The organism is Pseudonocardia hierapolitana (assembly GCF_007994075.1).
Lineage (GTDB): Bacteria > Actinomycetota > Actinomycetes > Mycobacteriales > Pseudonocardiaceae > Pseudonocardia > Pseudonocardia hierapolitana.
Map to the genome: position 1 here is coordinate 4,756,904 of NZ_VIWU01000001.1, position 23,337 is coordinate 4,780,240.

Below are 23,337 nucleotides of genomic sequence, written 5' to 3' on the forward strand. Positions count from 1 at the left end.
CAGACCCTGCATTTTCATGTTGACGTGAAGTCAAGGGACGAGATGACGATCGGCGAGCTGGCCGATCGGTTCGGCCTCGCCACGCACGTCCTGCGGCACTGGGAGGCGGTCGGGCTCCTCGCTCCGGCCCGCCGCGTGAACGGGTGGCGCCGCTACGGCCAGGACGTGCTGGCGCGGGTGGCGTTCATCCAGCAGTGCAAGGAGCTCGGGTTCGGGTTGGAGCAGGTGCGGGCGATGCTGGACGCAGGCGACCCCGCCGCGCGCAAGGAGGTGTTGGCCCGGCACGACGCCGAGCTGGAACGCCGCATCGCGTCGGCGACCGCGGCCCGGGAGCTGATCGGCCACGGGCTGAGGTGCCCGGCGCCCGACTTCATCGAGTGCCCGAACTTCCGGGCCGGGCTCGAGGCCCGCATACCGCCTGCCCGCCCGCGGTGACCGCGGGGTACGTCCGCGGACTCGACCTGCACCTGGACGTCGGGGAGGGCAGGGGGCGCGGGCGCGCGCTGGAGGCGGCCCTGCGCGACGCGGTGCGGTCCGGACGCCTCACCCCCGGCACCCGGCTGCCGGGCACGCGCAGCCTCGCGGCCGATCTCGGACTGTCCCGCGGGACCGTCGTGCAGGCCTTCGGCCAGCTCGTCGCGGAGGGATGGCTCGTCGGCGTGGCGGGCTCCGGCACGGTGGTCGGTGCGATCCCGGCCCGTTCCGACCCGCCCGAGCCCGACCGTCGACCAGCACCGGACGGCACCCCTCGCGGAATCGACCTGCGCCCGGGGCGGCCCGATCTCAGCGCCTTCCCCCGCACGGCGTGGGCGAGCGCCGTCCGGCGGGCGCTCACGGGGAGCGCCGCGCTGCTGGACTACGTCGAGCCGGCCGGCCTCCCGGTGCTGCGTGCCGCCGTCGCCGAGCACGTCGCACGCACGCGCGGGGTGCGGGCGACCCCGGACGCGGTCGTCGTGACGGCCGGGTTCACGCAGGCCCTCGCGCTGCTGGCGCGGGTCGTGCACCGGCTCGGGATCAGGCGGGCCGGGGTCGAGGACCCGAGCTTCGCCCGCCACCGGAACGTGCTCACCGCCGCCGGGGCGGCCCTGGTGCCGCTGCCCGTGGACGGTGCCGGCGCCGACCCGGCCGCGCTGCCGGAGGCGCCTGCGCTCGCGCTGCTCACGCCCGCCCACCAGCACCCGTACGGCGTGGTGCTGGCACCGGCCCGGCGCTCCGCGGTCGTCGAGTGGGCCAGGCGCTGCGACGGGTTCGTCGTGGAGGACGACTACGACGGCGAGTTCCGCTACGACCGCCAGCCCGTGGGCGCGATGCAGCCGCTCGATCCCGACCGAGTGGTGTTCGCCGGCAGCGTGAGCAAGACCCTCGCGCCGGGCATGCGCATCGGTTGGCTCGTGGTTCCGCGGGCGCTGCGGGGCCCTCTGGATGTCGAGATGACGGCGTTCGGGGCGGGGGTCCCGGCCGTCGACCAGCTCGCCCTCGCCGACCTGCTCTCGCGCGGCGCGTACGACCGGCACGTGCGGCGGATGCGGCTGGCCTACCGGGCGCGCCGGCAGGAGCTGGGCACCCGGCTCGCGGAGATCGGCGCGCCGCCGCCTGCAGGTGTGGCGGCCGGGCTGCACGCCCTGATCCCGCTCGAATCGGCGGAGCAGGAACGGCGGATCGTGGCGGCCGCCGGGCGCGCCGGCGTGCGGCTGCACGGGTTGCACACCGGCGACTACTGGCACCGGTCGACCCCCGACCGGCCCGGCGCGCTCGTGATCGGCTACGCGACGCCCCCGGACCACGCGTGGCGAACGGCGCTGGAGGCCCTCACCGAGCTGCTGCTCCGGTGAGCGCGAAGCCCTGGCGCCACGAGCGGTGCTCGGGCATCCAGCCGAGCTCCTCCCGCGCGAGCCGGTTGTCCGCACCGCGGGCCCACTCCCGGCGAGGGGCATCGGAGACCGGCGGTGCCGGAGCCCCCACCGCCTCGCAGAAGGCGGGCACCCAGTCCCGGCCCGCCGCCGGCTCGTCGTCGCAGACGTTCACCGCGCCGGACGGCCACTCCAGCGCGGCCACCGCCGCCGCGGCCGCGTCGTCCACGTGCAGGAAGCTCGTGACGTCGCCATCGGCCACCAGTCGGCCGGCTCTCGCGTCGGCGGCACGCAGACCACCGGGGGCGAACCAGGTGTCCGGGCCGTAGAACATGCCGTAGCGCAGCACCACCCACGCCGGCGCCTCACGCACCGCCGCCTCGAGCGCGGAGATCCCGCGAACGGACGTGGCACGGGGCTCTGGCGCGTCGAGGTCCAGCGGGGTGTCCTCGCCCGCGGGGGCGTCCCCGCCCGCGTAGGCCCAGGCGATGCTCTGCGCGACGACCCGGCGGGCGCCCGCGGCGAGCGCGGCGTCGACGAGATTGCGGGTGCCGGTCACGCGCAGCTCCGCGTTGGCGGAGAGGTCGGCCGCGCCGAGGTCGGTGAGCTGGTGCACCACGACCTCGGGCGCGACGTCGCGGACCGTCGCCGCGAGCGCGACGGCGTCCTTCACGTCGACGACCGCGGGGTCCGCCCCGGCCGCGCGCAGCGCGGGCACGTGCTCCGGCCTGCGGGTGAGCGCTGTGACGTGGTGGCCGTTCTCGACCAGCAGCGGGACGAGCCGCCTGCCGACGACGCCGGTGGACCCGGCCAGCAGGATGCGGGTCATGCCGTGACCGGCCGCGGGGCCCGCAGGTGGCGTCGCTCGGCGAGCTCGGCCTCGTCGACGAGGGTGAGCATGGGCGCGCCCGGCGCGTGGACCATCACCACCACGAAGCGGCTCCACGCATCGGCCAGCGCGTTCCCGGCCTGGTAGTGGATCACGTCGCCGCCCGGCTCCCAGAACGCCTCGCCCGCGCGGATCACCCGCTCCGGCTCGCCTTCCAGCTCCCAGACGATCGCCCCCTCGGTGACGTAGCCGTACACCGGGCCGGAGTGGCGGTGGGGCGGGGTGCCCGGGTCGCCGGGCGGCACCTCCACGGTGGCCGTCATGACCTCGGCGTCGTCGGGGACCGCGGGCAGGGGTTGGTGGGCGAGCGAGGTGAAGATGGAGTTCGAGGACTGCACGGGAGCGACGCTAGCCCCGAACCGGTCCATCGACGTGGACCGGTTCGGAGCCAATCTGCTGTACCGGTTGCGGATCTCGGCCATCCTCCCGACGTCAGGGGAGTGCGGGGATGACCGCCGATCCGTAGGCCTCGATCGTCGCCTCGCGGGCGTCGTGCATGGCGTAGATCGCGAACTGGTCCACGCCGAGCTCCTCCAGCTCGGCGAGCCGTTCCAGCTGCGCCGCCGGCGGGCCGAGCAGGCAGAACCGCTCGACGACCTCGTCGGGCACGAAGTCGGTGGACCGGTTGTCGGCGCGGCCGTGGTGGCTGTAGTCGTAGCCCGCGCGGCCCTTGATGTAACCGGTGAGCGCCGCGGGCACCGCGGCGGACGTCTCGCCGTAGCGCGTGACGAGGTCGGCCACGTGGTTGCCGACCATCCCGCCGAACCAGCGGCACTGGTCCCGGGCGTGCCCGAGGTCGTCGCCGACGTAGGCCGGGGCGGCCACGCAGACCGTGATCTCGGCCGGGTCCCGGCCGGCCGCCTCGGCGGCGGCGCGCACGGTCTTGACGGTCCACTCGACGAGGTACGGGTCGGCGAGCTGCAGGATGAACCCGTCGGCGGCGCGCCCGACGAGGTCGAGCGCCTTGGGCCCGTACCCGGCCATCCACACCGGGAGCGCCGCTCCCTCGGCGATCCACGGGATCTGCACGGTCGTGCCGTGCAGATCGACGGACCGGCCCTCCGCGAGCTCGCGGATCACGTGGATCGACTCCTCCAGCCGGGCCAGCGTGGTGGGCGGGCGGCCCTGCACGCGCACCGCGGAGTCGCCGCGGCCGATGCCGCAGATGGTGCGGTTGCCGAACTGCTCGTTCAGCGTGGCGTGCAGCGACGCGATGACCGTCCAGTCGCGGGTGGCCGGGTTGGTGACCATCGGCCCGACCACCAACCGCTGCGTCCGCTCCAGGACGCGCGGGTAGATGACGTAGGGCTCCTGCCAGAGCACGTGCGAGTCGAACGTCCAGCCGTGGCTGAACCCGAGCTCCTCGGCCCGCACCATGAGGTCGACGACGGTCTGCGCAGGCGGGTCGGTCTGCAGGACCAGGCCTATGTCCATTGCGCCTCCGCTCCGCTTCGGCGGGCTCGCGGGCCTTCGAGGCGCCGCCCTGCTCCTCCGGTGCTCGGTCGCTCGTCCCTCGCTCCCTGCGCGCCTCGCCCGCAGGACGGCGCCGGCCCGCTCGCGCGGACGCACGCCGCCCGCACCGTCGAGGTCATCGCAGGTACTGACAGGTGTCGCGGCGCACGAACCGGCCGTGGCCGGGTGCACCGAGGTACTCGCCCTTGTCGACGACCACCCGGCCCCGCGAGAGCACCGTCTCGGCCTTGCCGGTGACGGTGCGGCCCTCGTAGCAGGAGTAGTCGACGTTCATGTGGTGCGTCTCGGCGGAGAGCACCTGCTGCGCGTTCGGGTCGTAGACCACGATGTCGGCGTCCGCGCCGGGGGCGATCGTGCCCTTGCGCGGGTAGAGCCCGAACATCTTCGCCGGGGTGGCGCAGGCGATCTCGATCCAGCGCCTGCGGCCGATGTGCCCGTCCAGGACGGCCTGGTGCAGCAGGTCCATCCGGGTCTCGACGCCGGGTAGCCCGTTCGGGATCTTCGAGAAGTCCCCGAGGCCGAGCTCCTTCTGGTCCTTGAAGCAGAAGGGGCAGTGATCGGTGGAGACCACCGACAGGTCGTCGGTGCGCAGGCCCCGCCACAGCGCCGCCTGGTGCTCGGCGGGCCGCAGCGGTGTGGAGCAGACGTACTTCGCGCCCTCGAAGCCCGGCCGCGCGAGGTCGTCGACGTCGAGGAACAGGTACTGCGGGCAGGTCTCGGCGAACGCGTTGTAGCCCTCGTCGCGGGCCCGGCTCACCTCGGCGAGGGCCTCGGTGGCCGACAGGTGGACGATGTAGACGGGCGCGCCCGCCACCTGCGCCAGCCGGATCGCGCGGTGCGTCGCCTCGGCCTCCAGCAGCGCATGCCGCACCACGCCGTGGTACTTCGGGTCGGTCTGCCCGCGGGCGAGCGCCTGCGCCACGAGCACGTCGATCGCGATGCCGTTCTCGGCGTGCATCATGATCAGGCCGCCGGTCTCGGCGCCCTTCTGGAACGCGCGCAGGACCTTGCCGTCGTCGCTGTAGAAGACACCGGGATAGGCCATGAACAGCTTGAAGCTGGTGATGCCCTCGCCGACGAGGCCCTCCATCTCCTTGAGGGAGCCCTCGTTGACGTCCGCCATGATCATGTGGAACGCGTAGTCGATGGCGCAGTTGCCGTCGGCCTTCGCGTGCCAGGCGTCCAGGCCCTCGCGCAGGGACTTGCCCATCGACTGCACCGCGAAGTCGACGATCGTGGTGGTGCCGCCCCAGGCCGCCGCGCGGGTGCCGGTCTCGAACGTGTCGGACGCGAACGTGCCGCCGAACGGCAGCTCCATGTGCGTGTGGGCGTCGACCCCGCCCGGGATGACGTACTTGCCGGTGGCGTCGATGACCGTGTCGGCCGTCCAGCCCTGCGCGAACGCCGGGTCGGCCAGCGCCACCACCTTCTCGTCCTCGATCAGGACGTCCACCGCGCTCTCGTCGGACGCGGTGATCACGAGGCCGTTCCGGATCAGCGTGCGGGTCATGGCGTGACCTCCTCGATCGCGGCCACCAGGATGGCGAGGCCCTCGGCCGCCTCCTCGGCGGTGAGGGTGAGCAGCGGGGCGATCCGCAGCGCGTTGCCGTGCAGCCCGCCCTTGCCGATGAGCAACCCGCGCCGCTTGCACGCCTCGAGCACGGCGGTGGCGAGCTCGGGAGCCGGCTCGCCGGGCGTTCCCGTCCCGGGACGCACCAGCTCGACGCCGATCATCAGGCCCTTGCCGCGCACGTCGCCGACGATCGACGAGCCGAGCGCGCGCAGGCCGTCGAGCAGCGTGGGGCCGTGCCGGGCCGCATTGGCCTGCAGGTCGTGGTCGAGCACGTAGCGCAGGTTGGCCAGCGCGCCGGCGGACGTCAGCGGCGAGCCGCCGAACGTCGAGATGGAATTGGCGGTGAGGCAGTCCATCACCTCGGCTCGGGCGATCACCCCGCCCATCGACAGCCCGTTCCCGATGCCCTTGGCGAACGTGACGATGTCGGGTGTGGCGCCGTGGGACTCCCAGCCCCAGAAGTGCTCGCCGGTGCGGCCCCACCCGGTCTGCACCTCGTCGCTGATCCACAGGATGCCGCGTTCGCGCAGGACCTCGGCGAACGCGCCGAGCAGCCCGTCCGGGCCGGAGGTGAAGCCGCCGACGCCCTGGATCGGCTCGGCGATCAGCGCGGCGACGTCGCCGCCCGCCTGGTCGAGCACCTCCTTCAGATCGGCGACGCACGCGGCGATGAACTCGCCGTCCGACAGGTGCGCGAACGGGGAGCGGTACCGCTGGCTGCCGTGCACGTAGTAGACCTGGAACGGCGAGAGCGATGTGGGCGACCACGTCCGGTTCCCGGTGATCGCCACCGTCGAGAACGACCGCCCGTGGTAGCTGTTGCGCATCGCCAGTATCTGGTTGGACCGGCGAAGCGAGCTGGCGAGCAGCAACGCCGTGTCGTTCGCCTCCGTGCCCGACGTCGTGAGGAAGACCTTCGCGTCGGGGATGTCGGAGACGGCCGCGATCTGCTCGGCCAGCTCCACCATCGGCCGGTTCAGGTAGAGCGTGGAGCTGTGGATGATCCGCCCGGCCTGGTCGCTGACGGCCTTGGTCACCTCGGGCAGCGCGTGGGCCGTCATCGTGGTGAGGATGCCGCCGAAGAAGTCCAGGTAGCGGTTGCCGTCGGCGTCCCAGACGTAACGGCCCTCGCCGCGCTCGATCTCGATCGGCTCCTGGTAGTAGATCGCCAGCCAGGATGGGAGGACGGCGCGCGTGCGGGCCAGCAGGTTGTCGGTCATGCCTCCACCAGCGGTCCGTAGGCGTCGGGACGGCGGTCGCGGTAGAACGCCCAGTTCTGGCGCACCTCGTCGATCAGCGCGAGATCCAGGTCGCGCACCACGAGCTCCTCGTCGCGGTCGGACGCCGGCTCACCGACGAACTGCCCGCGCGGGTCGACGAAGTAGCTGGTGCCGTAGAAGTCGTTGTCGCCGTACTCCTCCACGCCGACCCGGTTGATCGCGGCGATGAAGTACTCGTTGGCCACCGCGGCGGCCGGCTGCTCCAGCTTCCACAGGTACGACGACAGGCTGCGGCTGGTGGCGCTCGGGTTGTAGACGATCTGCGCCCCGGCCAGCCCCAGCGCGCGCCATCCTTCCGGGAAGTGCCGGTCGTAGCAGATGTAGACGCCGACGCGGCCCACCGCGGTGTCGAAGACCGGCCAGCCGAGGTTGCCCGGGCGGAAGTAGAACTTCTCCCAGAAGCCCTTGACCTGCGGGATGTGGTGCTTGCGGTACTTGCCCAGGTAGTTGCCGTCGGCGTCGATCACGGCCGCGGTGTTGTAGTAGTTGCCCGCGCTCTCGATCTCGAACACCGGCACGACGAGCACCATGCCGAGCTCCTTGGCCAGCGCCTGCATCCGCTGGACGGTGGGACCGTCCGGCACCTGCTCGGCCCACCGGTAGTGCTCCGCCTCCTGCACCTGGCAGAAGTACGGCGCGTTGAAGACCTCCTGGAAGCCCATGATCTGCGCGCCCTGCTCGGCGGCCGACCGTGCGTACTTCTCGTGCACCTCGATCATCGAGGCGGTGTCGCCCGTCCATTTCGCCTGCAACAGCGCCGCGCGCACCACCCGGGACTCTCCCGCCATCGCCAGACCTCCGACGTCATCGCCCAGAAGGGGACACCTTCGAACGCGGACGGGCTCGCTCGCAAGACCCAATCCGGGACGGTGCGGAGCCCGTCACGCACTCGTGTCATGGCGGACATGGTTGCCACCCGATCCGCGCTTGTGGTCCGCTCGAACCGGCGGGGATCGGGGGGCGGGATGGCGGTCATGGACTGGGTGTCCGGCGGGCTCGCGGCCGCCTGCCTCGGAACCGGCCTGCTGCACGTGCTCCGCGTGGCCCTGCGGCGTCGGGACGTCGCAGCCGAGCTCTCGCACGCCGCGATGGGCCTCGGCATGGCTGCCATGCTCTCGCCGCTCGGCAACCCGGTGCCCGGCCCGGTGTGGACGGTCGTGTTCGTCCTCGGCGTCGTATGGTTCGGCGGCGCGGTGCTGCGCAGCAGGACGTTCGGTGGCGACGCCGGTCATCACGTCGTCGGCAGCGGCGCGATGCTGCTGATGCTGGCCGCGGGACACAGCGCACACGGCCGCGGGGTGGCGGGCACGCTCGGGCTGGCGTCCGTGCTCGCGCTCGCGCTCACCGGCTACTTCGCCTGGCACGCCCTGCGCTGCGCCGACGGCTGCCGCCGCGCCGAACCCGCTCCCGGCGTGGTGGCCACGCGGACCCGCACGCTGGTGGCCCCTCAACTGGCCGCGGGGGCGCAGCTGGTGACGGCCGCGACGATGTCGGTGATGTTGCTGGGGATGGTGTGAGCATCAGGAGGGGGAGGGGGCGGGGTCCTTCAGCGACGATTCCGGGAGGTGGCGCTCCAACAGCAGCATTCCGGCGATGCTGGCGATGTTCAGCAGACCCAGCGCGATCCACGGGGCCGCTGTGGCCAGCTCGAAGAGGGTGGCGAAGAACGCGGGCGCGATGATCGAGGAGATCGTGAACGAGTACTGGAACGTGGCGAGGTAGCGGCCGCGGGCGGCGGGTGGCGCCGCTGCGGCGGCGAGTCCCATCGACACCGGGGCGTGCACGACCTCGGCCGCCGTGAAGAGCAACGTGCCGGCGACCAGGACCGGCAGCACCCAGCCCGGCTGCCCCGGCACCAGCACCGCGAGCGAGACGCACCACGCCGCCCACAGCGCGGCAGCCGCGATGATGCTGCGCGTGCGGCGGAACCCGGTGAGCCGCGCGACGACGGGCGCCGACAGCACGGCGATCAGCACCGCGTTGCCCGCGAGCAGCGCCGAGGTGAGCCACGCGGGCCCGTCGATGCCGATCAGGATCACCGTGGGGAGTGCGACGCCCAGCATCATGCTGGAGAGCGCGTAGACCGAGTTGAGCGCGATCAGGCCGAGGAACGGCCGGTCGCGCAGCAGCGTGGCGTAGCCGGAGCGCTCGAGCGGCTCGTGCGCGTGGCCGGACCCGGTGCGGACGAACGCCGTGATGAGCACGGCCGCGACCGTGAAGCACGCGGCAGCGGCGTAGGCGACGGCCCGGTAGGTGGCGTCGCGTCCGTCGGAGACGACGAACCCCGTGACGAGCCCGCCCACCGCGAGCCCGGCCGTGCGGGCGCCGTTGGCGAGCGCGTACCAGGTGTCGCGGGAGTGCGTCTTCGTGCTGCCGTCGACGAAGTCGGCGATCGCGGTGAACACGGCCGACCAGAAGAACCGCACCCCGATCGCGACGAGCGCGGACGACACGAGGATCCCGACCGGCCCGCTCACCCAGGCGTACGCGAGGAAGCCGACGGCCTGCAGCAGTTGCGCGCCGACCACGAGGGGCAGCGCCCCGAACCGGTCGGCGAGCGTGCCGACCCAGATCGGGATCGGCAGCGTCACCGCGTTGGCGACGGTGAGCAGCACCCCGACCAGCGCCAACGGCACGTCGGTGAGCTCGACGAAGTAGACGAGGGACAGGGGGAGGAAGAGCCCGTTGCCCAACGAGTCGACGGCGAGTGCGCCGATCAGGACCGGGCCGCCCCGGCTACCGCGCGTGCTCGCCTCGGCCCGTCCCCCGTTCGCCACGACGGGCGAGCGTACGACTGCGTGAAAAAAGGGGAAAGCGAGTAGCGAGCCGCATGCGTGGGGTAGCCGTATCGCGGCTAGATTCGCACCGTACGGCTGGGTTCGGGTACCACGGGGAGTTGCGGAAGATGGCGAGCATCGAAGAGGTCAGAGCCGGCATCGCGCTGGCCAACGACAAGGCCTCGGAGAGCCTCGGGGCGCTGCAGCAGGCGCACTCCTCCCTCGAGCAGGCGCAGGGGGCGTTGCAGCAGGTGACGGAGGGCAGCACGCAGGCCGACGTCTCGGAGGCGAACGGGCTGCTCGCCCAGGCCGTCGGCAGCATCAGCGAGGTGCAGAACCAGGTGCAGGCCGCGATCCAGGCGTCAGAAGGCGTCGCCAACAGGCTGTGAGCGATCTGGGGGAGGTGCGGGCCGTCCTGGCAGGGGTGGCCGAGCAGCTCGGCAGCGCCTACCAGCAGGCCGGGATCGCCCGTGCCCGGCTCGAGGATGCCGTGGCCGTGCTCGACGGGCTGGGTGAGCAGCACTCGGAGCCGCTGGTGCCCGCCGAGCTGCTGCAGGCGACGGAGGAGCTGGAGCGCGGTCTGGGGCTGATCACCGGCGGCGCGTCCGCGGTGGCCGACATCGACGCGCGGTTGTAGGTCTCACATGGCACGCGGGCCCAGCAAGCGGCAGCAGCGCATCGCCACGGCGTTCGACGCGCTGTGCGACGCGATCGCGCGGGCGCTCGGGGCCGCGGAAGGGGCGCGCGAGTCGGCGGTGCGCGCGCACGCCGAGGCGATGGTCGAGATGTGGCTGCGCGAGGAGGGGCTCGACGCGGCCGAGACCGATCCCGGACTGCGCAGGCTGCTGGCGAACCCCGCGCTCGCCAGGCCGATCAAGCGGGTGGAGTTCGATCGCAAGGCCGCGTTCCGGGAGTGGCTCGCCACCGGTCCGCGGCGGCTCACGCAGATCCTCGCGGAGGCGGCGCCGGACGCAGCCGGTGGCGATCCCGACGAGTGGCTCGGCCAGGTCGGCAAGATCGACGGAATGGGCCCGGTGCCGTCGCTCTGGACGATCGGCACCGGGCGGATCGGCGGTGCGGAGCCGGGGTTCCCGGTCGCGGTTCCCCTGCTCGACGAGTCGCACCTGCAGATCACGTCCACCCACGACAGCCGCGCCCGCGCCGAGGCGCTGGTGGAGAACCTGCTGCTGCGGGTGATGAGCAGCTTCCGGCCGGGGGTCGTGCAGGTGCACGTCTGGGACGTCGGCCGGTTCACCGGCTCCTTGCCCGGCCTCTACCCGCTCACCCGCACCGGGCTGCTCACCGTGCACGACCCCGGGATGCTCGACGAGCTGCTCGAGGAGCTGTCGGACCGGATCCGCCGCGTCCACACCCGCGTGCTCGTCGACGGGCACCCGTCCCTGCGGGCGATGGCCGAGACGAACGGCGGTCGCACCGAGCCGTGGATCGTCGCGGTGCTCCTGGGCAACCGGGCGGCGCTGAAGGACACCGAGCACCGCCAGCTGCAGCGGGTGGCGCGTGACGGCCCGGCCTGCGGGGTGCAGCTGGTGCTGCTGGACGTGCCCATGACGGTCAACGCGCCCATCGAGACGGTCCGCCTCGACGACGCCGGGGTCGCCACCTCCTCGATGACCGGCCCGTACGTCGCGGTCGAGCCGGACCCACCGCTGCCGCCCGCCGACGTCACCCGCGCCGCCCACGCCATCGCCGACGAGCACGAGCGCTGGCGCAGCCGGATCGGCACGTTCGCCGACCTGCTGCCCTCGCGGGAGAAGTGGGGCGGGTCCCGGTCGATCAGCGGCCTGCACGCACCCGTGGGCTTCACCGACGGCCTACCGGCACACGTCTCGCTGGCCGACGCATCCCCGCACGCGCTGATCGGCGGCCCGAGCGGGTCGGGGAAGACCAACCTCCTGCTCACCATGATCAGCTCGATGGCCGCCCGCTACGGCCCGGACGAGCTCGAGTTCTACCTCCTCGACTTCAAGGAGGGCGTGTCCTTCGCCCAGTTCGCCCCGGGGCGGCGGGACCGGACGTGGTTGCCGCACGCGCGGCTGATCGGCGTCAACATCAACACCGACCGCGAGTTCGGGCTCGCGCTCCTGCAGTTCCTCTCCGACGAGATGCGCCGCCGTGCGGAGGCGGCCAAGGCGCACGAGGTGACGAAGCTGGAGGAGCTGCGCCGCGAGGACCCGACGGGCCGGTGGCCGCGGATCGTCGCCGTGATCGACGAGTTCCAGTACCTGTTCGCCGAACGCGACGCCGTCACGCGCCAGGCCACCCTCCTGCTGGAGGACGTGGCGCGGCGTGGGCGCTCCCAGGGCATCCACCTGGTGCTCGCGAGCCAGGACGTGTCCGGGATCGAGGCGTTCTGGGGGCGTCCGGCGATCTTCGAGCAGTTCGTGCTGCGGATCGCGCTGCCGCGGGCGCGGCGCGTGCTCGCCGAGCTGAACGACGCCACGCTCGGCCTCCCGCGCTGGCACGCTGTGATCAACCACGAGTCGGGCATCACGCACGGCAACGAGGTGGTGCGCATCCCGGACGCCACCGGCAAGGGGTCGGTCGACGAGGTGCAGCGCATCCTCCACGACGCCCACGCCGAGAACAGGCCGGAGCCCCGGCTGTTCGACGGGAGCCGCTCGCCGCGCCTCGCCGAGCTGCTCGCCGTCCTGCCTGCGGGCGACGTGCCGCGGGCGCTCGTGGGGCAGTGCATCGACGTGGCGGGCAGTGCGGCCGCGATCGGGCTGCCGGACGCGCCGGGGCGCAACCTCGGCGTGCTCGCCTCCGGTGTGCGGGAGGCGGTGCGCGTGCTGGGGGCTGCCGCCGCGTCACTGGCGGGGCAGCACGCGCGCGACACGCTCGACGTGGTGATCGCCCCGCTGATCGCGGAGGCGTTCGAGCCTGCGGATCGGCTCGCCGAGCGGGTGGCCGGCGCGGGGCAGCGGGTCGAGACGGTCCGGCTGGACGGCTTCCGGGCGCGCGTCGAGGCGCTGGCGCAGGAGGTGACCGAGCGGCTGGCCGGCACCGCGTCGCGCCATCCCGTGGCGCTCGTGCTCTACGCCGCAGACGCCGCCGAGACGGCGCTGGACCGGGCCGGCACCGAGGCGCTGCGGAAGATCATGCACTTCGGCCCGGAGACCGGGGTGCACGTGCTCGGCTGGTGGCGCAGCCCGGCGCGGCTGAAGGCGTTGCTCATGATGGGCGCCTCGCCCGACGACCTGGGGGCGTGGGTGGCCCTCGACGTCCAGGGCTCCGAGGTGCAGCCGCTCGTGCCCGGCATGTTCGTCACGTGGTCACCCCGGCCCGGGCGGGGACTGCTGTTCGACCGGGCCCAGCACACCCAGCCGGAGGTGGTCATCGTGGCGTCGCTGGAGGACCGGTCGTGACCGCGGCGCGGGAGTACAAGGAGGTCGTCGCCGGCATCGCGGCGGCGGCCGAGGCCCTGCGCGAGCGCGACCGCGAGCGCGCGGCGGCCTTGAACCGCGAGCTGGTCGGGCTGGGCGAGGCCATGGCACGCGCGGAGGAGCGCGCCGGCCTCACCCGCCTCGGCGTCGAGCTGCACTGGGAGGCCGCGCTCGAGGCCCTCTGGGTGGAGTCCTGGATGAAGCTGCGCCCCCGCCCCGGCCCGGACAGGCGGGCCGACCCGGCGGCCATCGACGAGCGGGACGACGAGGTGGAGGCGAGGGCGGCGGAGCTGCTGGAGGCGACCCGCCGCCGCTGGGGCCTGCCCCGCCGCTGACAGCACCGGCGTCGGCGCACGTGCTGCCCGCGGCCGGCTTCGGGACCAACGGCGGGGGCTCAGCCCCACTTGCCGGGCTCGTAGTCCCCCGCGGGGATCCGCGCGATCGCATTCATGCGGTTGTAGGTGTTGATGAGCGCGACGAGGGAGACGAGGGCGGCGAGCTGGTCCTCGTCGAAGTGCCCGCGAGCCAGCTCCCATGTCTCGTCGCTCACCCCGCCCGCACCGTCGGCGACCCGGGTGCCTTCCTCGGTGAGGGCGAGCGCTGCCCGCTCGGCGTCGGTGAAGACGGTCGCCTCGCGCCATGCGGCGACCAGGCCGAGCCGCACCGGCGTCTCCCCGGCGTGGGCGGCGTCCTTGGTGTGCATGTCGAGGCAGACGGCGCAGCCGTTGATCTGGCTGGCACGGATCTTCACCAGATCCTGGACGGTGGGCGGCAGTGTGGAGTCGGAGACGACCTTCCCGGCCGAGTTGATGTAGCGGGCGAACTTCGCGGCGACGGGATTGGCGTAGTAGTCGATGCGGGCTTCCATGATCCGTTCTCCTTCGCGATCGGGTTCACCGTCCTGACCCGGAGCGAGGGGTCGGTGTGACCGGCCGCGGATGTGAGCTGGGTCGCACCCACGGCATCCGGTCAGAGCTGCAGCGACTGGGTGCCCACGACCGCGACCGGGAGCGGCGCCTCTGGGAGGCGACCGCCGAGTTGTCGGAACGTGCAGGCGCATCGCAAGGCTGGGACGGGGTGCGCGAGCGACGCCGATCCGGTGGGCGCAGGAGCGCCCCGCGTCAGGGCTGACCGAGGCGCAGCACGCCGGGGTTGATGGTGACGCCCTCCCCGACCTGGCGGTCGATCTCGACGTCCGTGACGAGGTTGCCGTTGGAGGTGACCTCGAGGCTCTCGGCGCTGCCGCGCTGGTAGTCCAGCCCGATGCCGGTGCCGCGCCCGCGGATGGTGTTGCTGTTGACCGCGGCCTTGGCGTTGCCGTAGTTGCCGAGCACCTGCAGGAAGGTGCCCCCGCGGCCGGCGTTCTGGAAGATCCGGTTGCCCGTGATCGTGCTCGCGGCGCCGCCCTGTACCCGCGCGACGACGCCGACCGTCCCGAAGTCCTCGATGTAGTTGTCGCTGATCGAGGAGCCGTACAGGCGGTGGGCGTAGAGGGCGTTGTCGCCGTCGACGTCGTAGACGTGGTTGCCGTTGATCATCCAGCCCGCGGCGTTCTCCAGGTGGATCCCGTCACCGCCGGTGCCGGCGATGTAGTTGTCCTCGAGCTGCCAGTCGGTGACGGAGTTGCCGGTGTCCTCGACGAACAGGCCGCTGCCGCCGGAGCGGTTGATCTGGTTCTCCGCGATGCGCCCGTTCACCTGCGTGTTGGTCAGCGGGGTGCCGTTTGCCGACAGGTTGGTCAGCCGGATGGCGTGCCTGCGGGCGTCGGAGATCTGCACGTCCTCGAGGAACGTCTGCCACGAGCGCAGCACCACGGCGTCGCCCGCGTTCGGGTTGGTGGCGCTGTTCGCCTTGATCGTCATGGTGCGCAGCGCGGTGCCGCGCCCCGTGGTCGGGGAGTTGTCGAGGTAGCTGTCGCTGGCGAAGATCGCCGGCAGGTTGGCGCCGTCGGCCTGCTGGATGACGGTGCCGGTGCGGGAGCGCCCCTGGTAGGAGCGGTTGCCCAGCAGCGGGATGGTCTCGGTGACCAGGCAGGTGCCGTCGAACACGATGGCGTCGCCCTCCGCGCTGCGTGCCAGGGTGGCGGCGATCAGCCGGGAGTCGACGTTCGCGTTGTTGCTGCAGTTGATCGCCCGCTCCGCCAGGATCTTGATCTCCGGCGGTGCGGCGTGGGCGGTGGCGGTGCCGGTCGCGAGCATGGCCGCGACGAGCAGGGTGAGTCGCTTCCTCATGGGTGGGCGAATGCCTTTCGAGCCAAGTGGGAGGTGCCCGAGGAGTCACGCGCTGGGGATCGCGGTCTGCCGGGTCATGATCACCTTGGCAGCGGTGGCATCGCAATGGAAGGGACGATGGCGACAATCCTCGCCCGGTTCTTGCCGTCAGAACGACGTGTGGTCCCACCAGTGGTCGACGAGCGCCTGGTCGCCGCTGATCGTGAGCCGGGGGTCGTCGGGCGTGGTCCGCCGGGAGAACACCAGCAGCAGATCGCGCACGGGGCTCTCGACCACAACGTCGGCGTCGGCCGTTCGGCGCTCCCACGTCACGCCGTCCGCTTCGCGCGTGATCAACCAGCCGGGCTCGACGTCGGTGGGCCGGAGCTGGAGCGTCTGGCCGTGGCCGCGCAGCTCGCCCAGCTCGGGCTTCAGGCCGGCCGCCCCGGCCGTGGAGATCAGGCCGAGCCCCTCGCTGATCGTGTCGGCGGCGAGGTCCGGGGAGATCGTGAACGGCCGTCCCGCGGTGATCGCCGCATCCGCGAGGTGCACCGCCGAGTCGGCCAGCATGCGGCGCAGCCAGAACCTCGCCGGTTGCTCGCCGACGAACGTCCACACGTCGGTCTCCGGGCCGGCGTCGGTGATCGCGGCGACGAGGTCGGCGGCGCTGTCGCGCAGCCACGTGGTCCACTCCTGCGGTCCGCCGGGTTCCGCGTCCCGGGGATCCGGTGGGGGAGCGGCCGCCCGGCTGCGCACCAGTCCGGCACTCCAGCGGTAGGCCTGCCCGATGTGCCCGACGAGATCCCGCACGCGCCACTCCGGGCACGTCGGCACGGTGGCCTGCGGGTCGAGGCCCGCGACCGTGCCGGCGAACGCTGACGTCACCTCCTGCAAGCCCGTGACCAGGCGGTCGAGGTCCAACTCGAGGCTCTGAATCCGATCCACGGGACGTACCGTAGGAACTCCACCCTGCTGGAGGTTCGACCGATTGTGACGCAGGACACGGCCGAGCTGGGCATCGGCGATCTCGCGGCCCTGACCGGGGTCCCCGTGCGCACCATCCGCTTCTACTGCGACGAGGGCCTGCTCGACTCCCGCCGGAGCGCGGGAGGGCACCGCCGGTTCGCGCCGTCGGCGGTGGAGCGGCTCGACCTCGTGCGGCGGCTGCGCGGGCTCGGGCTGGGCCTGCCGGCGATCGCGGCCGTCCTCACCGGTGAGCGCTCGATCGGCGAGGCCGTCGCGGCCGAACGCGCCGCGCTCGACGTCGAGCTCGCGGCGCTGGCCTGGCGGCGGGCGTCGTTGCGCGCCGTCGAGGAGGCGGGCCCGATCGAGCGGGCGGCCCGTCTGGAGCTGCTCGGCGCCGTGCAGGACCACATGACGGCCCGGGCCGCCCTCGTCGACTTCTGGCACCACCTCTTCATCGCCCCGCTACCGGCCGACCTGGTCGACATGTTCCTCGAGGTCAGCGTCCCGGCACCGCCCGCCGACCCGACACCGCGCCAGGTGGTGGCGTACGCCGAGATGGTCGGGCTGACCCGCGACCGGACGCTGGTGCGCCGCATGCGGGAACGGGCGCGGGTCAACCTCGAGCGGATGTCCGACGAGGCCGAACTGCTCATGGGCATCGGCGAGGCGTGCGAGCTGGCCCGGCCGCTGCTGCTCGCCGGCCGACCGCCCGCGCCCGGGCCGGCGCTCGACCGGTACGTGGCGGCGTACGCCACGGTGCAGCGGAGCCGGGACACCACGCGGTTCCGGCACGATCTGCTCACCACCGCCACCGTCGACCGCGACCCGCGGCTGCGCCGCTACTGGCGTCTCGTCGGAGAGGTCACCGGCGAGCCCGTCACGGTCGGAGGCGCCCAGGCCTGGCTCGTCGACGCGCTCGAACGTTCCATCGCCTGACCGTGTAACGCCCGCGCGGGGTCGTGGCTCTGAACCGGTGTCGTCGAGCACTGGAGGAGTCATGAACGATCTTCTGCACCGCGTCGCCAGCAGCCGCGTCACCGGTCGGGCCGCCCGCGTGACCGCGGGGGTGCGCATCTTCGTCGGGGTGGTCTTCCTGTTCTTCGGAGGCCTGAAGTTCCTGATCACCGAGATCGAGGTGGCCGAGTTCGTCAGGTTCGGCTTCCCGGAGTCGACCCTTGTCGTGCATCTGGTCGGCCTGCTCGAGGTCGCGGCGGGCCTGATGCTGGTGGTCGGCCTCGCCACTCGCCTCGCCGCGCTCGGGCTGGCCGTCGTGATGGCAGGCGCGATCCTGACGGCCGGGCTGACCGTGGGCGGTCCGTTCCACCTCGGCCTGGCGCCCGCGCTGCTGGCCGCGAACGTCTACCTGCTGGTGGCCGGCCCGGGGAGCCTCGCGCTGGACCGGCGGCTGGTCGCCGTGGGCTGACGGCTCGTAGGCTCGTGCGGATGCGGGTCGCGCTGCCGCCGGATGCGGAGCTGGTCGGCCGGCTCCGGGACGGCGACGAGGCAGCGTTCGCCCTGCTCCTGGACCAGTGGTCGCCGGGCATGCTCCGGCTCGCCCGGTCGTTCGTCTCCACGCCGGACTCGGCGGCCGAGGTCGTGCAGGACACCTGGATGGCGGTCCTCCAGGCGCTCGACCGCTTCGAGGGCCGCTCGTCCCTGCGGACGTGGGTGTACCGGATCCTGGTGAACACGGCGAAGCGGCGGGCCGCGCGAGAGCGGAGGTTCGTGCCGATGAGCAGCCTGCGCCCCGCGGCCACCGGCCCGACCGTCGACCCGGACCGGTTCCAGGGGCCCGACGAGCCCTACCCGGGACACTGGCGGACCCTGCCCTCACCGTGGCCCGACCTCGTGCCGTCGCCCGAGCAACGCACGCTCGACGCCGAGCTGCAGGCCCGGCTCGAGGACGCGCTCGCCGGGCTGCCGGAGCGGCAGCGGGCCGTGATCACGCTGCGGGACGTCCAGGGACGGCCTGCCGAGGAGGTGTGCGCGATCTTGGAGATCTCACCCGCCAACCAGAGGGTGCTGCTGCACCGGGCCCGCGCCCACGTCCGGGCCCGGCTGGAGGTGTATCTCGATGCCCGTTGACTGCGACCGGCTCGTCGAGCTCGTCACCGACTTCGTCGAGGGCGCGCTGGACCCGGTCACCGAACGGCAGGTCGTCGACCACCTGGCCGAGTGCGACGGCTGCAGCACCTACCTCGACCAGATGCGGGCGACCGCCCGCGCCCTCGGCGAGCTGCCGCCGGGCCGGCTGCCCGATCCGGCGCGCGAGGCCCTCCTGGAGGCGTTCCGCCGACGCTGAGCGCCCGTCGCACACGCTGGACCGGATCGAGGAGCCGTTCCCCCGAACCGCTGCTTCGCGTTCGACCAGTTCGGTCCGCTACTTCCCCGGCCGAACGTACGTGGTCACCGCACCAGGGACTCCATACCCGGGCCACAGGTCGCTCACAAGGGCGGAGGCCAGATTGATCAGTGCTTCCCACAACCGAGTGAAGGAGTCTCCATGCGAATGCGCAGCATCGCCGGGGCCGCCCTCGTGGCTGCCGCCCTCAGCGTCACCGTCACGGGGGCGGCGAGCGCCGCCACACCGGCGGCCGGAGCGCCCGGAGACGGAGATGGAGTGGTGATCACCTGCCGGGACGGCAAGCCGGTCGAGCGCAGGGTTACCGAAGCCGACCGGGAGCAGATTCGAAAGCGGCAGGCAGAGTCAGGCGACGAGAAGGTCCGCATCGAGAAGCCTCGTGACCGGAGGCACCACGGCGCACCCGAGGCTGCCTGTGCGAACCGGCGGTAGCAGAGTCCGATGAGAGTCGGACGGCGATCGTGGGCGGACGACGAGCAGACGCACACGTCCTCCCTCGTCAGCTGAGCAGGGGCTCGAGGAACCGCCCCGCCGCCTGCACGGCAGGGGCGGACGAGCCACCGTCGACGACGAGCACGGCCAGCGCGAGGTCCCCTGCGGTGGCGACGAACCAGCCGTGCGCGCGAGAGCCGTCGCCGAACTGGGCGGTGCCGGTCTTTCCGGCGACGCCGGGCAGGTCGGAAAGCGCAGTGGCGCGGCCGGCGGTGACGGTCTCCCGCATCATGTCGCGCAGCTCCTGCGTCACAGCGGGGTCCAGCGGCGGGGGCGTGCGGTCCGACGTCGTCGGACGCCCGGGCAGCAGCACGGGGACCACGGCCTCGCCGCGCACCACGGCCGCCGCGACGAGCGCCATCCCGAAGGGGCTGGCCAGCACCTCGCCCTGCCCGATCGACCACTCCACCCGCTGGTCGGGACGGGGCGCCGGCGGCACCGCCCCGGTCAACGTGGTCATCCCGGGGGCGACGTGGTCGATGCCGAGGCCCAGCTGCGCGGCGGTCCGGGCGAGAGCGTCGGGCGGAAGGTCGACAGCGAGGCGGGCCATGGTCGTGTTGCACGAGTTCGCGAAGGCGGTGTGCAGGGGAACGTGGCCGAGGGCGAAGTCGTCGTTGTTGATCTGCCGTCCCTGGATGTTCTCCGTGCCCGGGCAGGGCAGCACCGTGTCGGCGGTGGCGGCACCCGCCTGCAGCACCGCCGCCGTCGTCACGATCTTGAACGTGGAGCCCGGGGGGTAGCGGCCGACGAGGGCCGGTGCGCCCTCGCGGTCGGCGGCGGGTGTCTGCGCCACCGCGAGCACCTCGCCCGTCGAGGGTTGAACGGCGACGAGCATCGCCTGCTGCTCGAGCGGGGCGAGCGCCTGCTGCGCGGCGCGCTGCGCGTCGACGTCGACAGCGGTCACCAGCGGCGGCACCGCCGAGGGCGGTTCGGTGTGCAGCACCTCCGACACGCCGTCGAGCCCGACGGCCACGACCTGCCACCCCGGTTCGGCGGAGCGCAGGTTCTCGACTTCGGCGGCGAGACCGGGCAGCAGCGGCGAGGAGAGGTCGGGATCGACGGACAACAGGCGGGTGTCCTCGACGGTGCCGACTCCGGGAAGGTCCGCAAGCGCGGGCCGGATCGAGTCGTGGTCCGGCCCGCGCAACGTGATGACCCGAGCGCGCCGGCCGCTCGGCGTGGCTGCCATCCCGTCGAGGATCGACTGTTCGGTGATGGTCGGGTCGAACGCCTGCAACGATGCCGCCAGCGAACGCGCGGTGGCGGCATCCGCTACTGCGGGATCCAGCAGGATCGTCACAACCCGCTGCGAGGACATCAGCTGGGTCCCGTCACGGTCGACCACGGCCGGAACCGGGGCGTCCTGGGTGTCCAGCCGCAGCCGCTGTCCCCTGCCCAGGTCGGGGTGCAGCACCGACGGCAACCAGGCGACCCGCCAGCCGTCGGCGGTGTCGCGGAGCGCGGCCGTGCTCTCGTACGTCCAGATCCGCCCGGCGCCGAAGTCCCAGGAGAGCGTGAACGAGGCCGTGGTCGTCGCGCCCTCCTCCGCGACCCGCAGGCCCTCGGCCCGCACGGCCAGGGGCTCGAGCGCGCTCCGGTAGCGCAACAGTTCGGCAGCGGCGGCCGGGTCATCGGTCAGGGCGGCTGCCGCCGGCACATCGCCGGCCGTGAGCGCCTCCAGGAACGCCTGCACGGCAGCCTCGGGACCCCCGCCGAACATGCCGCACCCGGTGACCGGCGTCATCGTCGCGACGGCCAGCACGATCCCCACCAGTCGACGGGCTCGCCACCACACCGAGGCCGTCCGACGGCCACATCGCGACCGAGGCGGGGACGCGTGCAGTTCCCGGTCGGCCGCTGGGGCGGGCGGCGACGCCGCGACCCCGTCGGGTCCGCGGCGACTCACCGCGGCGACCCGGTGGGAACCGGCCGCCTCGCGCTACTGCCGACGTCGTCTCTGGCGATCACGCGCTCCAGGCAAGCAGCACGAAACCGATAGCGCCAATCACATGGACATGGCCCTCCGATATTCGATTCGTATGGCCGCAGCACCGGCTGTCAGCCCGAGCCGAATCGCCGTCGATCCATCCCCGGAACAGCGACGACCTCTCCGACCCGAGCAGCGTGAGCTCGGGCATCCGGCCACGGTCTTGGCCGGTGCGCAGTCACGCGTTCGCCTCCCGGAGCTGATTGGTGCCGCTGCCTTCGCCAGAGGACCAGGTGAAGTGCTCCGTCAGCTGCCGTCGCCCGTCCGCGCTCACCTGACCCTCGTCGCGGATCACGGCGATCGCATCGTCACGACCGGCAACCTCGGCTCCTTCCACGAACTCCCAGGAGCCGGGAAGCCAGACGGCCTGCGAACGCCGGAAGACGCCGCGCAACCGGGCCTCGGTCTGCGCGGGCGCCTCGGACGACACCGTGACCACGAGCCGAGCGTCGCATCAGAGCGCTGATGGGACAACCGATCACCCACACCCCCGCACGTGCCGCATCGGCGCTACGGGGATCCGGGGACCTCCTCCACCACGCTGGTCCCGGAGCCCGGCTTGCTGTCCCAGCTCCATTGTTCGTGCATCCTCAATCGGCCGTCGTCCAGCAACTCGACGCGGCTGACGCAATGTCCGCTGGCCGTCTGCCCTTCGGTCGTCACGTGCACGTAGCGGAAATCCAATGTTCTCGCCGAGCGTGTCCCGACGAGGTACCCGAGCCGGACGCCGCCGCCGGAGTACCTCGCCCAGACGGTCGCGTCGTCATCCTCGTGATACTCGAAGACCGTGCCATCGCCGACGTCGCCGGCATGCTCGGGCGTGACATCCCGGAACACCCTGCCCTCCAGAATGCTCCCGGACCGCGTTGTGGGCCTCGGCGAGAAGGGATGATCCACGGACGAGCCTCCTTTCTCGGGTGGTGAAAAGTACCAGCCAACAGTCAGAATCCGGTGAAGAACTCGTCAACCGAGGATTTGTCGGCCGCACGCACCGGGAGGCGTCGTCCCGTTCCTCTCCGTGCGGCCGCTCGGCGCGCCGTCGCGGGACCGGGATGCGGGTCCGTCACCGATGCTGGGCCTTGCCCAGCTCGTCGGTGAGCCGGGCGAGGGTGCCCTCGGCCGTGGGGACGGGGCCGAACAGCTGCTCCTGCCGACGGGGGTCGGCGACGTAGCGGCCGGTGTCGAACCAGCCGAACATCGCGGCCATGTCCTTGACGATCGGCATGAAGCGGCCGGCGACGGCTCCTGCGGCGCGGGTGACGGGCGAAGGGACGGCCCACACCTTGATCTTCTTTCCGGCCCGGCTGCCCATCAGGTCGGCCATCTCGCGCATGCTGACCGGACGGTCCCAGCCGATGTCGATGCGCTCACCGTCGTCGACATCGGCGTCGACCGCGGCCGCCAGGTACGCCGCGAGATCGGCGGTGTGGACGAAGGTCAGCGGGACGGTGGTCTTGCCCATCCACGTCAGGCGGCCCTTGTCGATCGGGTCACCCGCCATGCTCGCGATCTGGTCGAGGAACGCCCCCGGGCGCAGTGCGACGAACGGGACGCCGAGCTGTTCGAGTTTGTCCTCGGCGACCTTCTTGTGCCAGAAGTGCGGGACATCGGGCGTCTGGTCGCAGGTGAGGATGCTGGTCAGGACGAACCGTCGGATGCCGGCGCGGTGGGCGGCCTCGGCGAGGTTGGCGTTGCCGACGGTGTCGATGTCGTGCGCGTTCTTGCCGCCGCGGGTGTAGCCGGCAGCGGTGGTGATGACGGCATCGGCGCCGTTCATGGCGGCGACGAGCGAGTCGAGGTCGAGCATGTCGCCGCGGGCGATCTCGACACCCCGGCTCTCGAGCCCGCTCGCGTCGGTGGTCGGCCGGACCAGGGCGCGGACGTTCTTGCCGCGCTCGAGCAGTTCGTCGACGACCTTGCCCCCGAGGGAGCCGGTCGCGCCGACGACGAGGACCGGGAGGGTGGTGGAGTTGCTGGTGGTCATGGGGGTCTCACTTTCATCAGGTCAGTAGTGGAGGCTTGGGGCGGGGCAGTGTGGCCGCGGCCGTGGGCGCCCGTCGGCCTGCAGAGCTTG

26 protein-coding genes are annotated in these 23,337 nt (G+C 72.7%); 12 read left to right on the forward strand and 14 right to left on the reverse strand.

The features are described from left to right. Positions 1–24: 24 nt before the first annotated feature. Together FHX44_RS22685 and pdxR are read left to right on the forward strand one after the other, a co-directional pair. On the forward strand, positions 25–435 hold the full coding sequence (locus tag FHX44_RS22685; protein ID WP_246170530.1) for a MerR family transcriptional regulator: 411 nt from the start codon (positions 25–27) through the stop codon (positions 433–435). Further along, the gene (pdxR, locus tag FHX44_RS22690) at positions 432–1,832 is read left to right on the forward strand and encodes a MocR-like pyridoxine biosynthesis transcription factor PdxR (RefSeq protein WP_147257632.1); all 1,401 of its coding nucleotides are present in this window, start codon (positions 432–434) and stop codon (positions 1,830–1,832) included. The genes FHX44_RS22685 and pdxR overlap by 4 nt, the downstream gene beginning before the upstream one ends. Here the strand turns inward: pdxR and FHX44_RS22695 are convergent. The 6 genes from FHX44_RS22695 to FHX44_RS22720 all read right to left on the reverse strand — a co-directional run bounded on the left by FHX44_RS22695 (position 1,810) and on the right by FHX44_RS22720 (position 7,853). After that, entirely contained in the window at positions 1,810–2,679 is an 870-nt protein-coding gene (locus tag FHX44_RS22695) for an NAD-dependent epimerase/dehydratase family protein (RefSeq protein ID WP_147257633.1), read from the reverse strand. The two genes, pdxR and FHX44_RS22695, sit on opposite strands and share 23 nt — an antisense overlap. After that, on the reverse strand, positions 2,676–3,077 hold the full coding sequence (locus FHX44_RS22700) for a cupin domain-containing protein (RefSeq protein ID WP_246170531.1): 402 nt from the start codon (positions 3,075–3,077) through the stop codon (positions 2,676–2,678). The genes FHX44_RS22695 and FHX44_RS22700 overlap by 4 nt, the downstream gene beginning before the upstream one ends. A gap of 94 nt (positions 3,078–3,171) precedes the next feature. After that, a complete protein-coding gene (locus tag FHX44_RS22705; RefSeq protein WP_147257634.1) occupies positions 3,172–4,173 on the reverse strand; it encodes a TIGR03842 family LLM class F420-dependent oxidoreductase in 1,002 nt (333 codons plus the stop codon). Between the two features lie 154 nt (positions 4,174–4,327). Next, on the reverse strand, positions 4,328–5,722 hold the full coding sequence (gene hydA, locus FHX44_RS22710; protein WP_147257635.1) for a dihydropyrimidinase: 1,395 nt from the start codon (positions 5,720–5,722) through the stop codon (positions 4,328–4,330). Then, complete coding sequence (locus tag FHX44_RS22715) at positions 5,719–7,005, reverse strand: aspartate aminotransferase family protein (protein ID WP_147257636.1); 1,287 nt, start codon at positions 7,003–7,005, stop codon at positions 5,719–5,721. Before FHX44_RS22715 ends, hydA begins: the two co-directional genes overlap by 4 nt. Next, positions 7,002–7,853, reverse strand: coding sequence for a nitrilase-related carbon-nitrogen hydrolase (locus FHX44_RS22720; protein ID WP_147257637.1), 852 nt, complete (start codon positions 7,851–7,853; stop codon positions 7,002–7,004). Before FHX44_RS22720 ends, FHX44_RS22715 begins: the two co-directional genes overlap by 4 nt. A gap of 177 nt (positions 7,854–8,030) precedes the next feature. Between FHX44_RS22720 and FHX44_RS22725 the strand changes: the two genes are divergently transcribed. Continuing rightward, positions 8,031–8,582, forward strand: coding sequence for a DUF5134 domain-containing protein (locus FHX44_RS22725; RefSeq protein ID WP_170308992.1), 552 nt, complete (start codon positions 8,031–8,033; stop codon positions 8,580–8,582). Between the two features lie 3 nt (positions 8,583–8,585). Here the strand turns inward: FHX44_RS22725 and FHX44_RS22730 are convergent, their stop codons facing one another. Next, entirely contained in the window at positions 8,586–9,842 is a 1,257-nt protein-coding gene (locus tag FHX44_RS22730; protein WP_147257639.1) for an MFS transporter, read from the reverse strand. A gap of 128 nt (positions 9,843–9,970) precedes the next feature. Here FHX44_RS22730 and FHX44_RS22735 point away from each other — a divergent pair, with 128 nt between their 5' ends. The 4 genes from FHX44_RS22735 to FHX44_RS22750 are packed head-to-tail and all read left to right on the forward strand — an operon-like array spanning position 9,971 to position 13,581. Next, on the forward strand, positions 9,971–10,231 hold the full coding sequence (locus tag FHX44_RS22735) for a hypothetical protein (RefSeq protein ID WP_147257640.1): 261 nt from the start codon (positions 9,971–9,973) through the stop codon (positions 10,229–10,231). Continuing rightward, a complete protein-coding gene (locus FHX44_RS22740) occupies positions 10,228–10,479 on the forward strand; it encodes a hypothetical protein (RefSeq protein WP_147257641.1) in 252 nt (83 codons plus the stop codon). The genes FHX44_RS22735 and FHX44_RS22740 overlap by 4 nt, the downstream gene beginning before the upstream one ends. A 7-nt stretch (positions 10,480–10,486) precedes the next feature. Further along, positions 10,487–13,228: an FtsK/SpoIIIE domain-containing protein gene (locus tag FHX44_RS22745; protein ID WP_147257642.1), complete on the forward strand. Its 2,742-nt coding sequence runs from the start codon at positions 10,487–10,489 to the stop codon at positions 13,226–13,228. Beyond that, positions 13,225–13,581 (forward strand): hypothetical protein, encoded by a 357-nt coding sequence (locus FHX44_RS22750; protein ID WP_147257643.1) that lies wholly within the window; start codon positions 13,225–13,227, stop codon positions 13,579–13,581. Before FHX44_RS22745 ends, FHX44_RS22750 begins: the two co-directional genes overlap by 4 nt. A gap of 59 nt (positions 13,582–13,640) precedes the next feature. On the opposite strand, the gene FHX44_RS22755 is transcribed toward FHX44_RS22750, so the two are convergent. The 3 genes from FHX44_RS22755 to FHX44_RS22770 form a co-directional block, all read right to left on the reverse strand. Beyond that, the gene (locus FHX44_RS22755; protein ID WP_147257644.1) at positions 13,641–14,114 is read right to left on the reverse strand and encodes a carboxymuconolactone decarboxylase family protein; all 474 of its coding nucleotides are present in this window, start codon (positions 14,112–14,114) and stop codon (positions 13,641–13,643) included. 253 nt (positions 14,115–14,367) lie between these two features. After that, positions 14,368–15,477, reverse strand: coding sequence for a right-handed parallel beta-helix repeat-containing protein (locus tag FHX44_RS22765; RefSeq protein ID WP_246170532.1), 1,110 nt, complete (start codon positions 15,475–15,477; stop codon positions 14,368–14,370). 147 nt (positions 15,478–15,624) lie between these two features. Next, entirely contained in the window at positions 15,625–16,401 is a 777-nt protein-coding gene (locus FHX44_RS22770) for a maleylpyruvate isomerase family mycothiol-dependent enzyme (protein ID WP_246170533.1), read from the reverse strand. 45 nt (positions 16,402–16,446) lie between these two features. Here FHX44_RS22770 and FHX44_RS22775 point away from each other — a divergent pair, with 45 nt between their 5' ends. The 5 genes from FHX44_RS22775 (at position 16,447) to FHX44_RS22795 (ending at position 19,216) form a co-directional block, all read left to right on the forward strand. Then, a complete protein-coding gene (locus tag FHX44_RS22775) occupies positions 16,447–17,358 on the forward strand; it encodes a MerR family transcriptional regulator (RefSeq protein WP_147257646.1) in 912 nt (303 codons plus the stop codon). Positions 17,359–17,419: 61 nt separating this feature from the next. Next, positions 17,420–17,845 carry a DoxX family protein gene (locus FHX44_RS22780; RefSeq protein ID WP_147257647.1) on the forward strand — a complete coding sequence of 142 codons (426 nt, stop codon included), beginning with the start codon at positions 17,420–17,422 and terminating at the stop codon, positions 17,843–17,845. Positions 17,846–17,865: 20 nt separating this feature from the next. Continuing rightward, positions 17,866–18,507: an RNA polymerase sigma factor gene (locus FHX44_RS22785; RefSeq protein ID WP_147257648.1), complete on the forward strand. Its 642-nt coding sequence runs from the start codon at positions 17,866–17,868 to the stop codon at positions 18,505–18,507. Further along, complete coding sequence (locus FHX44_RS22790; protein ID WP_147257649.1) at positions 18,497–18,724, forward strand: anti-sigma factor family protein; 228 nt, start codon at positions 18,497–18,499, stop codon at positions 18,722–18,724. The genes FHX44_RS22785 and FHX44_RS22790 overlap by 11 nt, the downstream gene beginning before the upstream one ends. 201 nt (positions 18,725–18,925) lie before the next feature. Beyond that, the gene (locus tag FHX44_RS22795; protein WP_147257650.1) at positions 18,926–19,216 is read left to right on the forward strand and encodes a hypothetical protein; all 291 of its coding nucleotides are present in this window, start codon (positions 18,926–18,928) and stop codon (positions 19,214–19,216) included. A 67-nt stretch (positions 19,217–19,283) separates the two neighbouring features. Here the strand turns inward: FHX44_RS22795 and FHX44_RS22800 are convergent, their stop codons facing one another. The 4 genes from FHX44_RS22800 to FHX44_RS22815 all read right to left on the reverse strand — a co-directional run bounded on the left by FHX44_RS22800 (position 19,284) and on the right by FHX44_RS22815 (position 23,247). Continuing rightward, positions 19,284–21,047 carry a penicillin-binding transpeptidase domain-containing protein gene (locus tag FHX44_RS22800; RefSeq protein ID WP_212612606.1) on the reverse strand — a complete coding sequence of 588 codons (1,764 nt, stop codon included), beginning with the start codon at positions 21,045–21,047 and terminating at the stop codon, positions 19,284–19,286. A gap of 394 nt (positions 21,048–21,441) precedes the next feature. Continuing rightward, positions 21,442–21,702, reverse strand: coding sequence for a DUF6196 family protein (locus FHX44_RS22805; protein ID WP_147257651.1), 261 nt, complete (start codon positions 21,700–21,702; stop codon positions 21,442–21,444). A gap of 71 nt (positions 21,703–21,773) precedes the next feature. Continuing rightward, complete coding sequence (locus tag FHX44_RS22810) at positions 21,774–22,160, reverse strand: avidin-fold protein (RefSeq protein WP_246170534.1); 387 nt, start codon at positions 22,158–22,160, stop codon at positions 21,774–21,776. A 166-nt stretch (positions 22,161–22,326) separates the two neighbouring features. Further along, on the reverse strand, positions 22,327–23,247 hold the full coding sequence (locus FHX44_RS22815; protein WP_147257652.1) for an SDR family oxidoreductase: 921 nt from the start codon (positions 23,245–23,247) through the stop codon (positions 22,327–22,329). Positions 23,248–23,337 lie beyond the last annotated feature (90 nt).

Bases quoted from the DNA above. Each gene is read 5' to 3' on its own strand.
- FHX44_RS22695 (WP_147257633.1), bottom strand. From the start codon at position 2,679: ATGACCCGCATCCTGCTGGCCGGGTCCACCGGCGTCGTCGGCAGGCGG.
- FHX44_RS22705 (WP_147257634.1), bottom strand. From the start codon at position 4,173: ATGGACATAGGCCTGGTCCTGCAGACCGACCCGCCTGCGCAGACCGTC.
- hydA (WP_147257635.1), bottom strand. From the start codon at position 5,722: ATGACCCGCACGCTGATCCGGAACGGCCTCGTGATCACCGCGTCCGAC.
- FHX44_RS22715 (WP_147257636.1), bottom strand. From the start codon at position 7,005: ATGACCGACAACCTGCTGGCCCGCACGCGCGCCGTCCTCCCATCCTGG.
- FHX44_RS22720 (WP_147257637.1), bottom strand. From the start codon at position 7,853: ATGGCGGGAGAGTCCCGGGTGGTGCGCGCGGCGCTGTTGCAGGCGAAA.
- FHX44_RS22725 (WP_170308992.1), top strand. From the start codon at position 8,031: ATGGCGGTCATGGACTGGGTGTCCGGCGGGCTCGCGGCCGCCTGCCTC.
- FHX44_RS22735 (WP_147257640.1), top strand. From the start codon at position 9,971: ATGGCGAGCATCGAAGAGGTCAGAGCCGGCATCGCGCTGGCCAACGAC.
- FHX44_RS22745 (WP_147257642.1), top strand. From the start codon at position 10,487: ATGGCACGCGGGCCCAGCAAGCGGCAGCAGCGCATCGCCACGGCGTTC.
- FHX44_RS22755 (WP_147257644.1), bottom strand. From the start codon at position 14,114: ATGGAAGCCCGCATCGACTACTACGCCAATCCCGTCGCCGCGAAGTTC.
- FHX44_RS22765 (WP_246170532.1), bottom strand. From the start codon at position 15,477: ATGAGGAAGCGACTCACCCTGCTCGTCGCGGCCATGCTCGCGACCGGC.
- FHX44_RS22780 (WP_147257647.1), top strand. From the start codon at position 17,420: ATGAACGATCTTCTGCACCGCGTCGCCAGCAGCCGCGTCACCGGTCGG.
- FHX44_RS22785 (WP_147257648.1), top strand. From the start codon at position 17,866: ATGCGGGTCGCGCTGCCGCCGGATGCGGAGCTGGTCGGCCGGCTCCGG.
- FHX44_RS22790 (WP_147257649.1), top strand. From the start codon at position 18,497: ATGCCCGTTGACTGCGACCGGCTCGTCGAGCTCGTCACCGACTTCGTC.
- FHX44_RS22795 (WP_147257650.1), top strand. From the start codon at position 18,926: ATGCGAATGCGCAGCATCGCCGGGGCCGCCCTCGTGGCTGCCGCCCTC.
- FHX44_RS22815 (WP_147257652.1), bottom strand. From the start codon at position 23,247: ATGACCACCAGCAACTCCACCACCCTCCCGGTCCTCGTCGTCGGCGCG.